Genomic DNA, 12,258 nt, shown 5'->3' with positions numbered 1-12,258 from the left:
CAGATCCGAATTCTACCGCGCTTGCCTCGAACCGTAAGCTAGAATGAGGTCACTCAAGAGCCGCATCGATCGACGACAGGCACGCCGCATCGAGACTGTCTCTGCCCCATCCCCATCTATCGATCGGAGACGACGCCATGCTCAAAGGAAAAATCGCCCTCGTGACCGGCTCCACCAGCGGCATCGGCCTGGGGCTCGCACAGGCGCTCGCCGCGCAGGGTGCGACCCTGATCACGAACGGCTTCGGCGACGCCGATGCGGCACGCAAGACCATTGCCGACGCGGCGGCCCGCGCCGGTCACCCCGTCGCTCCGATCGGTTACCACGGCGCCGACATGAGCCGCGCAAGCGAGATCGAGGCGATGATGCAGTACGCTGAAACAACCTTCGGCGGTGTCGATATCCTGGTGAACAATGCAGGGATTCAGCACGTTGCCGAGATTCAGGATTTTCCGACGGACAAATGGGACGCGATCATCGCGATCAACCTCACGTCCGCATTCCATACCACGCGACTGGCGCTGCCGGGCATGCGCAGGCGCAACTGGGGCCGCATCATCAATATCGCGTCGGTACATGGTCTGGTGGGCTCGGTCGGCAAGTCGGCGTATGTTGCCGCCAAGCATGGCATCGTCGGACTGACGAAGGTCACCGCGCTCGAGAATGCGCAATCAGGCGTGACTGCCAATGCGATCTGCCCGGGCTTCGTGCTCACGCCCCTCGTGCAGAAGCAAGTCGACGACCGCGCCGCGCGCGATCACCTCTCCGGCGACGAGGCCAAGCGGTCGCTGCTGGGCGAGAAGCAACCGTCCGGTGAGTTCGTGACGCCCGAGCAACTCGGCGGGCTTGCGGTCTTTCTGTGCAGCGACGCAGGCGCACAGGTACGTGGCGCCGCCTGGAACATGGACGGCGGCTGGGCCGCCCAGTAACGCTGGCCGGACCTCGGGCGCGTCGCGCACCACGCAGGGTACGTGCATCAAAACAAAACGGGCGGGGATCCCCCCGCCCGTTTCGCCTTCCACCGATCGCCGGGTTCAACGGCCCGACGATCCTCAGCAAGGCTGTGTGCCGACCGCCGCATGCCAGGCATGGCACAGTGCGACCGGCACGTCGCCGAAGTGTCAGACAGCGCTCGTGTCGAGCGGTGCCCCCGTCTTCTGCGAAATTTCCTCCTTCGTCACGCCCGGCGCCAGTTCCACCACCTTCAGGCCGTCCGGCGTCACGTCGATCACACCGAGATCGGTAATGATGCGGTTGACCACGCCCACGCCGGTGAGCGGCAGGTCGCAGTTCTTGAGGATCTTGTGGGCGTCGCCCTTGGCAACGTGCTCCATGAGCACGACCACACGACCGACCCCCGCCACGAGGTCCATCGCACCGCCCATGCCCTTGATCATCTTGCCCGGGATCATCCAGTTCGCGAGGTCACCCTTTTCGCTGACCTGCATCGCCCCGAGGATCGCCAGATTGATGTGACCGCCGCGGATCATCGCGAACGAATCGGCCGACGAGAAAATCGACGAGCCCGGCAGCGTCGTCACGGTCTGCTTGCCCGCGTTGATCATGTCGGCATCGACTTCGTCTTCCGTCGGGAACGGGCCGATACCGAGCAGGCCGTTCTCCGATTGCAACCAAACTTCCATGCCTTCGGGCACATGATTTGCCACGAGCGTGGGCAGACCGATGCCGAGGTTCACGTAGAAGCCGTCTTCGAGCTCGCGCGCCGCGCGCGCGGCCATTTCATCACGATTCCATGCCATGGTTATCTCCTTGATCTCGGCGCTTACTTGGCACGTACCGTGCGCTGTTCGATGCGTTTTTCCGGATGCGCGTTCAGCACAATGCGCTGAACGAAGATGCCGGGCAGGTGCACATCGTCCGGATCGATCGAACCGGTCTCCACCAATTCCTCGACTTCGACGATGGTGATCTTGCCGGCCATGGCGGCCACCGGATTGAAGTTGCGGGCCGTGCGGTTGAACACCAGATTGCCGGCACGATCGGCCTTGGCGGCCTTGACCAGCGCCACATCGGCGCGCAGCGAGCGCTCCATGACGTACGTCTCGCCATCGAACTCGCGCGTTTCCTTGCCTTCGGCAACCACGGTGCCCACACCGGTCTTGGTGAAGAACGCCGGGATCCCGGCGCCACCGGCACGCAGCTTTTCGGCGAGCGTGCCCTGCGGCGTGAATTCGAGTTCGAGCTCGCCCGCGAGGTACTGGCGCTCGAACTCCTTGTTCTCTCCGACGTACGAGGAAATCATCTTCTTGATCTGGCGCGTCTCGAGCAGCAGACCCAGACCGAAGCCGTCCACGCCGGCGTTGTTGCTGATGCAGGTGAGCCCTTTGACGCCCGAGTCGCGCAGCGCAGCGATCAGGGCCTCCGGAATGCCACACAGGCCGAAGCCACCGACGGCGAGCGTTTGCCCGTCTGCGACGACACCGGCGAGCGCCTCCTTGGCGCTGGCGTATACCTTGTTCATCGTTTGTCCCTTTCCCTCGGTTGAGAATTGAAATTATGCCGCGCTCGCGCACGTTGCGAGGCTTGCGCCGCCTCGAGAAACCTCATGGCGGCACCCCTCATGCAATCATAGAGCTTACTGTGGCGCGCAAATGGGGCACAATACGTCAAATTACATATCTTCCCGCGCGGCGCGCCGCAGCGCACGACCCGACCGGATCCGTATTACCCCCATGCCGACGTTCGATTACCAGACTGCCTTTCACATTGCGCCTGTCGGGCTGGTCATATCGCGCCAGCGCATCATCGAAGACTGCAATCGCCAGCTCGGCAAGATCTTCGGCTACGAACCCGAAGCGCTCATCGGCCAGTCGTTCCAGGTCCTGTACCCGTCGCCAAAAGAGTTCGAGCGCATCGGCGAGCGCATTCCGCCGATCATGACCGCTCAGGGCGTGTATTCCGACGAGCGCATCATGCGCCGCGCGAGCGGCGAACTGTTCTGGTGCCACGTCACCGGACGCTCGCTCGACGTCAACGATCCCCATGCCGCCGGCCTCTGGACGTTCGAGGACATTTCCGCAACGCGCCGCGTCGCCGTCGCCCTCACCGCCCGCGAACGGGAAATCGCGGCGCAGCTCGTCCAGGGAAAGACCAGCAAGCAAATCGGCAAGATTCTCGACATCAGTCCGCGCACGGTGGACATCTATCGCGCGCGGCTCATGCAGAAGTACGGCGCGGGCACCGCCACCGAACTCGTGCAGCGCCTGCTCGGCAATTGATGGATAGCGACGGGGCGAGGCGACGCCCCGCCTTGTCAGCCAATCAGCGCACGGACCTCGTCGGGCAGCGGCACCGACTTCTCTTCCTTGTAGTTCACCCAGACGATCTTCGCCCCGCCCTGCGCCACAAGCACGTCCGGCGTGTCGGCGCGCCGCAGCTCGAAACGCGTATCGACGCTGCTGCGCCCCGGCGTGCCGATGAACATGCGGCAATCGATATCGCCGGGATAACGCAGTTGGCGCAGGAAGGTCATGTTTGCGTTGATGATCACCGGCCCCTCGCCCGTCGAGCTCTCTTCCGAGGCGATGCTCAGCGACTCGAGCCACGAAATCCGCACTTGCTCCATGTAACGGAAGTAGACCGTATTGTTCACATGGCCGAACGCGTCCATATCGCCCCAGCGAATGGGCATGCTCATGCGAAAGACTTCCTTGTATTCTGACGACACCACAAATTCCCCATGTTGAAAATCGACGCCCCGCCGTGAGTCGACAGCGCGCCATGGGAATGAAGTGTAGCGCTTCGGATGGGGCGGCGCGCGCCAGACGGCCGCCTCAGGCCTCGCAAGGCCGCGTTTTCGGACTGGCGGTGCCCCGGCCTGAGACAAGTCCGAGTCGGGACACCGAACTTACTTGCGCGCGCCGATGGCCACGCCGTCGTCCTTGACTGCGGCTTCGGCCTTCTCGACCAGATCTCGCCCCACGAGTGACTTCCATTTCGCGTAGACAGCGCGCGTGGCATCGACGAAGCGCTGGCGCTGCTCCGGCGTGAGCCGGGTCACCTTCACGCCACGGGCGTCCAGGTCGTCCCATGTGCCGCGCCCATTGCCGAGCAGGTCTTCGCGGGCGAGCGCGATCTCGAAACGCGCCGCCTCGAGCGCCGCATCGCGCACGATGTCGCGGTCCTGCGGCGACCAGCTGTCCCAGACCTGCCGATTCACCACGAAGAGGATCGGGTCCGCCACGTAATCCCAGATCGTCACGTAGCGCTGCCCAAGCGTGTCGAGCCGTACGTTGTTGTAGACCGTGATGGGGTTCTCCTGGCCGTCGATGCTGCGCGACTTGAGCGCGCGCACCGCTTCGTTCCAGGTCAGTTGCGTAGGCACCGCCCCCAGCGACGTGAAGATGTCGTTGAACAACAGGGAACCGACCACGCGAAACCGCAATCCGCGCATGTCCTCCGGGGTGCGAATGGCGCGGCGCGAATTGCTCAGTTGCCGGAAGCCGTTTTCCCCCCAGGCCAGCGGCACGACGCCTTGCTCTTCCACGCGACGGAACAGTTCGCGCCCCACCTCGCCTTGCGTGAGGGCGTCGAGCGACCGGTAGCTGCGCAGCAGGAACGGCAGCGAGAAAACATTGAATTCCGGGATGGCCGACGACCAGTTGATCGTCGACCCGACGGCCATGTCGATCACGCCCTGGCGCAGCGCCGTGAACTCGCGCGTCTGATCCCCACCCACGAGCGCCGCGCCCGGGTGCAGCCGTATGTTGATGCGTCCGCGCGTGCGCTCGCGCACCATGTCGACCCAGAGCTGCGTGCCTTTGGCCCAGGGCGTGCCGGCATCGGGCACGATGGAAAGCGAGTATTCCGACTTGTAGGGTTGCGCGCCGACCGGCAACGCGATTGCGGCGAGGGCAAGCGCGACTCCAACGAGCCCCCGCCAGCCTTGATTACGCATGGTGTCCTCGAGATGATTCGGGATCCGACGTCAACACGACGCCCTTTGCGATCCCGTGAGCGTCGTGAAATTATGCGCTCGAGGCCATCTGGCTGGCTGCCTCGGACAATCCCCGATTGCCGCAATGCAGCGAGCCTGCGCAATCGGCAAACGCCTGCGGATCGCGCCGCCGCGGCGCTCAGCCGACCGCCAGTCCGTCGTCGATCGTCATGATCGAGCCGTTGATGAATCGGGCGTCGTCCGAGGCAAGCAGCAGGATCAATCCGTCGAGATCGCTGGGCTGACCAACGCGCTGGCGCGGCAACATCTGCACCAGCTTGCGACCGGCTTCCGTCTGCCAGTGCTCGTGGTTGATCTCGGTATCGATATAGCCCGGACACAGGGCGTTCACATTGATGTTGAAACGCCCCCACTCGAGCGCCATCGCGCGTGTCATGTGAATGACCGCCGCTTTGCTCACGCAATACACGCCGAGCATGGAAATCGCGCGCTGCCCCGCAACCGACGCCACATTGATGATCCGATGCTGGCGCTGCGCATCGCCCTTGGCACGCCGGATCATGCGTTTGGCGACTTCCTGCGCGACGAAGAACGCGCCGCGCGTATTCGTATCGAGCACGTAGTCGTACTCCTGCGGCGTGACGTCGACCAGCCGCTGCTGCGTCGATACCCCGGAGTTGTTGATGAGAATGTCGATCGCGCCTGCTTCGGTCTCGGCATGCGCCACGCCCGCCCGAATGCTGTCGTAGTCGGTCACGTCCAACGGCACCACGTGCGCCGCGCCGCCTTGCGCCTCGATTTCCGCACGCAGTTCCTTGAGCCGCTCCACGCGGCGACTGGCCAGCACCACCTTGGCGCCGGCCTGCGCGAGGACCTTGGCGAACTGCATGCCGAGCCCGCTCGACGCGCCGGTGACCATCGCCACCTTGCCTTCCAGATTCAGCGAACGCCCCATCGTCTTCCCCCTCGGACCCGGATCGCCATTGAATGACGGCGCTGCCGCGAGGCACGCCGCTAGAGCTTCCTACCTACCATACCGAACGATCGTGCTATTAATATGCGGTTGCGAGGTGTTCCCCATTCCCGGAAAATGGCCGCACCCACGAATTCTAACGTTTATAACAGGAGCATCAATGGATCCGAAGCTGCTTGAGCAGTACGGCCCGAGGGAGTCGATGGAATATGACGTCGTCGTTGTCGGCGGCGGTCCGGCCGGCCTGTCCACGGCTATCCGTTTGAAGCAACGTGCCCAGGAAGCAGGCAAGGAGATCTCCGTTTGCGTGCTGGAGAAGGGCTCGGAGATCGGCGCCCACATTCTCTCCGGCGCCGTCATGGACCCCCGCGCCCTGACCGAGCTGATCCCCAACTGGAAGGAACTTGGTGCGCCGCTCGACACCCCCGTCGTCGAAGACCGCTTCCTGTTTCTCAATGAGACGGGGGCGACCTCCACGCCGTCGTGGCTGCTGCCGGCATGCTTCCAGAATCACGGCAACTATGTCATCAGCCTGGGCAACGTTGTCCGCTGGCTCGGCCAGCAGGCCGAGGCGCTCGGCGTCGAGATCTTCCCGGGTTTCCCCGCCGCGGAAATCCTGTACGACGAGAACGGTGCCGTCATGGGCGTCGCGACCGGCAACATGGGTGTGGGCAAGGACGGCGAGCCGACGGAAAACTTCCAGCTCGGCATGGAATTGCACGCCAAGTACACGATCTTCTCCGAAGGCGCGCGCGGCAGTCTCGGCCGCCAGTTGATGCGCAAGTTCAATCTCGACGAAGGGCGCGATCCACAAGCCTACGGCCTGGGCATCAAGGAGTTGTGGGAGATCGATCCGTCCAAGCACAAGGAAGGCCTGGTCATTCACACGGCCGGCTGGCCGCTCAACGCACAAACGTACGGCGGCTCGTTCCTTTATCACCTGCCGAACCATCAGGTTGCGGTCGGCTTCATCGTCGGCCTCGACTACAGCAACCCGTACCTGTCGCCGTTCGAGGAATTCCAGCGCTACAAGACGCACCCGTCGATTCGCCATTTCCTGGAAGGCGGCAAACGCATTTCCTATGGCGCGCGCGCGATTACGGCGGGCGGTCTGCTGGCGCTGCCGAAACTCGTCTTCAAGGGCGGCGCGTTGGTCGGTTGCGAGGCCGGGTTCCTCAATGTGAGCCGCATCAAGGGCAGCCACGCCGCGATCAAGAGCGGGATGCTGGCGGCCGACGCCGCCTTCGACGCGCTGGCCGCGTCGCGTCAGCGCGACGAACTCGCTGCCTACCCGGTGGCGTTCGAGCAATCCTGGCTGCACGAAGAGCTGAACAAGGCGCGCAACTTCAAGCAGTGGTTCAAGAAGGGCCTCACGGTCGCCACGCTCATGACCGGCATCGAGCAGAAGCTGTTGGGCGGCAAGATGCCCTGGACCATCCACCGCAAGAAGGCCGATCACGAATGCCTCCTGCCGGCGGCGCAATGCCAACCGATCGTCTACCCGAAGCCGGATGGCAAGCTCACGTTCGATCGCCTGTCTTCGGTCTTCATCTCGAACACCAACCATGAAGAGAACCAGCCGGCCCATTTGACGCTCAAGGATCCGAGCGTGCCGGTCGGCATCAACCTGGCCGAGTTCGCGGGGCCGGAGCAACGCTATTGCCCGGCCGGCGTGTACGAGTTCGTGAAGAACGATGACGATTCCGAGCGTCTGCAGATCAATGCGCAGAACTGCGTGCATTGCAAGACGTGCGATATCAAGGACCCGACACAGAACATCGTGTGGGTAACGCCGGAGGGGGGGGCGGACCGAACTACCCGAACATGTAAAGCGCGTGTTGCCGCCGGTTCGCCCGGCGGTTTTTGTTTGCCGGATCGCGTTCGTGGCGGGTGCCGCGCTCGTGTCGGGGCGACAGGTTCGCGCTTGGCGTCGCGCCCGCCATCGAGCCTGCAACCGATGCGCCCGCACGGCAGTCTCACGGATTTTGAACCCACGCCAATGGCGAGGAGGCATGATGTCGAGAACTTCCGTATGGCGCTCGGGCACGGCATTGGCAGGCGCACTCGCGCTGAGCTGCGGTGCGGTCCAGGCGAAGTCGGTGTCCTACCTGTGCGACAACCAGCACGTCGCGTTGGTCGTCTACGACGATCACCATCTCGGTGGCGATGTCACGTTGTACTGGATGGGCAAACGCGAGGTGCTCAAGCCAGCGCGTGCCGCGAGCGGAGAAAAGCACGTGGGCCGCACGCTGGTGTGGTGGAGCAAGGGCCCCGAGGGCACCCTTTACACGGCCGGGGACGAGCGCCCGATCACGCAATGTCGAGAATGAGCGCGCTCGCATGAAAAAAACGCCAGACGATCGGTCTGGCGTTTTGCTCTGAAGGTCGCGCTCGAGCTAACGCTCGAACTGTCCCGTCGGCACGACCCGCTGCCACGTCACGCGACAATCACTCCGGCGCTCGTGCCGCGATGACCGGGGTATTCACGTGCACATCGCCGCACTGCGCCCGGTGACGAAGCGCGTGATCGATCAGCACGAGTGCCAGCAGCGCTTCGGCGATCGGCGTCGCGCGAATCCCCACACAGGGATCGTGGCGACCGAATGTCTCGACCGTCGACGGCTGTCCGTCCATATCGATCGAGCGACGCGGCGTGCGAATGCTCGAGGTCGGCTTGATCGCGATGGAAACGTCGATGTCCTGCCCCGTCGAGATACCGCCGAGAATCCCGCCCGCGTTGTTGCCGACGAACCCCTGCGGCGTCAGTTCGTCGCCATGTTCGGAGCCCTTCTGGGTCACGCTGCGAAAGCCCGCGCCGATCTCGACGCCCTTGACCGCATTCAAGCCCATCATCGCGTGAGCAATGTCAGCGTCGAGACGGTCGAACAACGGCTCGCCCAGGCCAACCGGCACGCCCGTTGCCACCACGCGAAGTCGCGCGCCGACCGAGTCGCCCGCCTTGCGCAGGTCGTCCATGTACGCTTCGAGCCGCGGGACGACATTCACGTCGGCGGCAAAAAACGGGTTCCGCGGCACCTGCGACCAGTCGGTCTGCGGAATCTCGATGTCGCCCAGTTGCGTCATGCAGCCACGCACCTGCACGCCAAACCGTTCGGCGAGCCACTTCTTGGCCACCGCGCCCGCCGCGACCACCGGCGCGGTGAGGCGCGCCGAGGAACGCCCGCCGCCGCGATAGTCGCGTACGCCGTACTTTTGCAGGTAAGTGTAGTCGGCATGCCCCGGACGGAACGTCTGGACGATATTGCCGTAGTCCTTGCTACGCTGATCGGTATTGCGGATCAGCAGCGCGATCGGTGTGCCCGTTGTCACCCCTTCGAACACGCCCGAGAGAATCTCGACGGCATCCGGCTCATTGCGCTGCGTGACATGACGCGACGTGCCAGGACGGCGGCGATCGAGTTCCAGCTGAATGTCGGCTTCCGCAAGCGCCATTCCCGGCGGGCAGCCATCGATCACACAGCCAATGGCCGGGCCATGCGATTCGCCGAAAGTGGTGACGGTAAACAGGGTTCCAAGCGTATTGCCAGACATACGGGATCAGGTCGGGTGGGACGGGAAAGCCCTATTATGCCAGCGATCCCGCCGCATCGCCCCGCCCCATGCGGCATAACGTGATGCCAATCGGGCAAAGGGCGGCATTTTGAGAACCGTCCGATGGTCGGGGCGGCGCATTCGGAATGCGCCGCGCCGTGGCCGTCAGACCGGCCAGGGGCCGCGAAGCTCGAGGACCTTGTCGCGCAGCACCTCGGGAGACGCCTGGGCCGGTTCGACCGGCTCGCCAATGACCAGCTCCAGGCGATTGAGCACGCCGCGTTTGAACGGACGGGTCATGGCCGCCCCGCCGTGCCGCGAAAAGAAACTGCCCCAAAGCCCGCGCAGCGCCATGGGCACCACGGGCACCGGCGTGCGCTCGATGATGCGCCGCACGCCTTGCCGGAACACCTGCAGGTCACCCGAAGCGGTCAGCTTGCCTTCGGGGAAGAGGCAAACCACCTCTCCCGCTTCCAGCGCAGCGGCGATCTGCGTGTAGGCGCGGTCCAACCCCTCGGCGTCTTCGTGTGCGGGCGCGATGGGAATCGCCTTTACCGTGCGGAAGAACCACGACAACACCGGAATTCGGAAGATCCGGTGATCCATCACGAAACGGACCGGCCGCCGAATGGAGGCGCCGATGACCACCGCATCGGCGAAGCTCACGTGATTGCACACCAGCACGCACGGGCCTTCGTGCGGAATCTTGTCCGCCCCTCTGACCTCGATGCGGTAGACCGTGTGCAACAACAGCCACATGACGAAACGGATGAGGAACTCGGGAAGCAGCGTATAGAGATAGACCGCGACCAGCGCGTTGAGGATGCCCGTGACGAGATACAACTGATCGACGGTGAAGCCCGCCTTGGTCAGCGTCATCGCCATGAGCGCGGACACGACCATGAACAACGCGTTGAGAATGTTGTTGGCGGCAATGATGCGTGCACGATGCGAGGGTGCGCTTCGACTCTGGATCAATGCGTACAGCGGCACGCTGTAGAACCCGCCGAACATCGCGAGCAGGAACAGATCGGCAAGAATGCGCCAGTGCGCCGGTTGTGCAACAAACTGGCCCACGGACTGGAGCGCACCGCCCGGCGTGCCGCCCCGGCTCGCGAAGTAAAGATCGACGGCGAACAGCGTCATGCCGATCGAGCCGAAAGGCACCAGCCCGATCTCCACTTTCCCGCCCGAGAGTCGTTCGCACAGGAGCGACCCCACGCCGATGCCCACGGAGAACATCGCGAGCAGCAGTGTCACGACGCTCGGATCGGCGCCGAGCACGTCATGCGCGAAATTGAAGAACGAGGCGAGAAACGTGGCACCGAGGAACCAGAGCCAGGAGATGCCGAGCAGGCTTTGAAAAACGGCCCGATCCGTGCGCGCAATGCGCAGGTTGCGCCACGTTTCCGTGAGCGGGTTCCAATTGATGCGCAGATCCGGTTGCGCCGCCGGCGTTTGCGGCACCCAGGTCGACACCAGACGCCCGAGCACCGCCAGCGTCAGGCACACGCCGCCGATCCACGGCAACGACCCCGCCCCCGCGCCGGCCAGCTCGCCGCCCACGATCGTGCCAATCAGAATGGCGACGAACGTGCCCATCTCCACCAGTCCGTTGCCGCCGACCAGCTCATGATTGGCGAGATGCTGCGGAAGATACGCGTACTTCACCGGCCCGAAGAGCGTGGAATGCAGGCCCATCAGGAACGTGCAAACGTACAGCAGCGGTGCACTTGTCCAGAGAAATCCGGCGGCGCCCACGACCATGATGCCAATCTCGAGCGTTTTGACGAAGCGAATCAGGCGCGCCTTGTCCCACTTGTCGGCGATCTGACCACTCGTGGCGGAGAACAGCAGAAACGGTGCGATGAAGATCGCCGAGATCAGAAACGCCGCGGTCTTGCCGTCGACGTCCTGAAACAGCGATGCGTGATAGGTGACGAGCGACGTGAACGCGATCTTGAACACGTTGTCGTTCATTGCACCCAGGAACTGCGTCCAGAAAAACGGCGCGAAACGCCGTTGTTTCAGCAGTCGTGATTGGTGGCCCTCGCCGCGTGCCCCGCGCTGGCTGGCCTCGCTCACTTGGCGCTTTCCGCTTCCTCGGCAGGCCAGTCGCGAATGTACGCCTTGAGCATGCGATTCTCGAACGACTGCTCCTCGACGACCGCCCGAGCCACGTCGTAGAAGGAAATCACACCCATGAGCGTGCGGTTGTCCATCACCGGCAGGTAACGGGCATGGCGCTCGAGCATCATGCGACGGACCTCGTTCACATCCGTTTCCGGCGTGCACGTCAGCGGATGATCGTCCATGACCTTGCGGATCGTGGAGCCACCGACGGTGCCGCCGTTCTTGCTGATCGTGTTGATGATTTCCCGGAACGTGAGCATGCCCACAAGATCGCCATACTCCATGACGACCAGCGAACCGATGTCGTGCTCTGCCATCGTGTCGACGGCGTCGGCAAGCGGTGTCTCCGGGGTCACGGTGAACAGGGTGTTGCCCTTTACTTTCAGGATGTCAGACACACGCATGGCACACACTCCTCATTGTGTTGCTCGGGCAATCGTGGCGGAACGCTGCCGCGCGACGTATTGCCGGACTTCGCCCAGACTTCGGCTTGCGAGACGGAGCGCCGGCGCGAACGCCGCTGTCTCCGTATAAATAATGGTTGGAACCCGTTCAATGGATGCTATCGGAAAGCGTCTGAAAAGGAAAGGCAATTGGCGCGCACATGACCGTGCGACGCGGGTTCTCGGCCAATGCCGAGCCATCGATCGGACATCGCCGCATGCGTGGCATCGGACAACAC

At 63.7% G+C, this 12,258-nt stretch carries 11 protein-coding genes and 1 pseudogene; 4 read left to right on the top strand and 8 right to left on the bottom strand.

Features of this window, described 5'->3' with window-relative positions:
• Positions 1–137 precede the first annotated feature (137 nt).
• Positions 138–929, top strand: coding sequence for a 3-hydroxybutyrate dehydrogenase (locus tag LV28_RS33850; protein ID WP_023871620.1), 792 nt, complete (start codon positions 138–140; stop codon positions 927–929).
• A 192-nt stretch (positions 930–1,121) separates the two neighbouring features.
• Here the strand turns inward: LV28_RS33850 and LV28_RS33845 are convergent, their stop codons facing one another.
• Together LV28_RS33845 and LV28_RS33840 are read right to left on the bottom strand one after the other, a co-directional pair.
• Entirely contained in the window at positions 1,122–1,760 is a 639-nt protein-coding gene (locus LV28_RS33845; protein ID WP_023595504.1) for a CoA transferase subunit B, read from the bottom strand.
• A 23-nt stretch (positions 1,761–1,783) separates the two neighbouring features.
• Positions 1,784–2,482, bottom strand: coding sequence for a CoA transferase subunit A (locus LV28_RS33840; RefSeq protein WP_023595503.1), 699 nt, complete (start codon positions 2,480–2,482; stop codon positions 1,784–1,786).
• A 211-nt stretch (positions 2,483–2,693) separates the two neighbouring features.
• Between LV28_RS33840 and LV28_RS33835 the strand changes: the two genes are divergently transcribed.
• Positions 2,694–3,239 (top strand): PAS and helix-turn-helix domain-containing protein, encoded by a 546-nt coding sequence (locus tag LV28_RS33835; protein ID WP_023595502.1) that lies wholly within the window; start codon positions 2,694–2,696, stop codon positions 3,237–3,239.
• 35 nt (positions 3,240–3,274) lie between these two features.
• Here LV28_RS33835 and LV28_RS33830 read toward each other — a convergent pair whose 3' ends face one another.
• The 3 genes from LV28_RS33830 to LV28_RS33820 form a co-directional block, all read right to left on the bottom strand.
• Positions 3,275–3,688 (bottom strand): acyl-CoA thioesterase, encoded by a 414-nt coding sequence (locus LV28_RS33830; protein WP_158443195.1) that lies wholly within the window; start codon positions 3,686–3,688, stop codon positions 3,275–3,277.
• Positions 3,689–3,868: 180 nt separating this feature from the next.
• Positions 3,869–4,918 (bottom strand): DctP family TRAP transporter solute-binding subunit, encoded by a 1,050-nt coding sequence (locus tag LV28_RS33825; protein ID WP_023595500.1) that lies wholly within the window; start codon positions 4,916–4,918, stop codon positions 3,869–3,871.
• Between the two features lie 178 nt (positions 4,919–5,096).
• Positions 5,097–5,873 (bottom strand): SDR family oxidoreductase, encoded by a 777-nt coding sequence (locus tag LV28_RS33820; RefSeq protein WP_023595499.1) that lies wholly within the window; start codon positions 5,871–5,873, stop codon positions 5,097–5,099.
• Between the two features lie 178 nt (positions 5,874–6,051).
• Between LV28_RS33820 and LV28_RS33815 the strand changes: the two are divergent.
• Both LV28_RS33815 and LV28_RS33810 read left to right on the top strand, forming a co-directional pair.
• Positions 6,052–7,721, top strand: a pseudogene (locus LV28_RS33815) (electron transfer flavoprotein-ubiquinone oxidoreductase).
• Positions 7,722–7,903: 182 nt separating this feature from the next.
• Positions 7,904–8,221 carry an MliC family protein gene (locus LV28_RS33810; protein ID WP_023595497.1) on the top strand — a complete coding sequence of 106 codons (318 nt, stop codon included), beginning with the start codon at positions 7,904–7,906 and terminating at the stop codon, positions 8,219–8,221.
• A gap of 118 nt (positions 8,222–8,339) precedes the next feature.
• Here LV28_RS33810 and aroC read toward each other — a convergent pair whose 3' ends face one another.
• The 3 genes from aroC to LV28_RS33795 all read right to left on the bottom strand — a co-directional run bounded on the left by aroC (position 8,340) and on the right by LV28_RS33795 (position 11,980).
• Complete coding sequence (gene aroC, locus LV28_RS33805) at positions 8,340–9,443, bottom strand: chorismate synthase (protein ID WP_038617866.1); 1,104 nt, start codon at positions 9,441–9,443, stop codon at positions 8,340–8,342.
• Between the two features lie 165 nt (positions 9,444–9,608).
• Positions 9,609–11,528 (bottom strand): MFS transporter, encoded by a 1,920-nt coding sequence (locus LV28_RS33800; protein ID WP_024788510.1) that lies wholly within the window; start codon positions 11,526–11,528, stop codon positions 9,609–9,611.
• Positions 11,525–11,980 (bottom strand): CBS domain-containing protein, encoded by a 456-nt coding sequence (locus tag LV28_RS33795; protein WP_023595494.1) that lies wholly within the window; start codon positions 11,978–11,980, stop codon positions 11,525–11,527. Before LV28_RS33795 ends, LV28_RS33800 begins: the two co-directional genes overlap by 4 nt.
• Between the last annotated feature and the right edge of the window lie 278 nt (positions 11,981–12,258).

It is taken from the genome of Pandoraea pnomenusa, from assembly GCF_000767615.3.
Taxonomy (GTDB): domain Bacteria; phylum Pseudomonadota; class Gammaproteobacteria; order Burkholderiales; family Burkholderiaceae; genus Pandoraea; species Pandoraea pnomenusa.
This window is presented reverse-complemented; position numbering and strand designations above follow the sequence as displayed.

What these genes read in the sequence shown, in the direction of transcription:
- aroC (WP_038617866.1), bottom strand. Translation starts at nt 9,443, where the DNA reads ATGTCTGGCAATACGCTTGGAACCCTGTTTACCGTCACCACTTTCGGC.
- LV28_RS33820 (WP_023595499.1), bottom strand. Translation starts at nt 5,873, where the DNA reads ATGGGGCGTTCGCTGAATCTGGAAGGCAAGGTGGCGATGGTCACCGGC.
- LV28_RS33845 (WP_023595504.1), bottom strand. Translation starts at nt 1,760, where the DNA reads ATGGCATGGAATCGTGATGAAATGGCCGCGCGCGCGGCGCGCGAGCTC.
- LV28_RS33835 (WP_023595502.1), top strand. Translation starts at nt 2,694, where the DNA reads ATGCCGACGTTCGATTACCAGACTGCCTTTCACATTGCGCCTGTCGGG.
- LV28_RS33810 (WP_023595497.1), top strand. Translation starts at nt 7,904, where the DNA reads ATGATGTCGAGAACTTCCGTATGGCGCTCGGGCACGGCATTGGCAGGC.
- LV28_RS33825 (WP_023595500.1), bottom strand. Translation starts at nt 4,918, where the DNA reads ATGCGTAATCAAGGCTGGCGGGGGCTCGTTGGAGTCGCGCTTGCCCTC.
- LV28_RS33850 (WP_023871620.1), top strand. Translation starts at nt 138, where the DNA reads ATGCTCAAAGGAAAAATCGCCCTCGTGACCGGCTCCACCAGCGGCATC.
- LV28_RS33795 (WP_023595494.1), bottom strand. Translation starts at nt 11,980, where the DNA reads ATGCGTGTGTCTGACATCCTGAAAGTAAAGGGCAACACCCTGTTCACC.
- LV28_RS33840 (WP_023595503.1), bottom strand. Translation starts at nt 2,482, where the DNA reads ATGAACAAGGTATACGCCAGCGCCAAGGAGGCGCTCGCCGGTGTCGTC.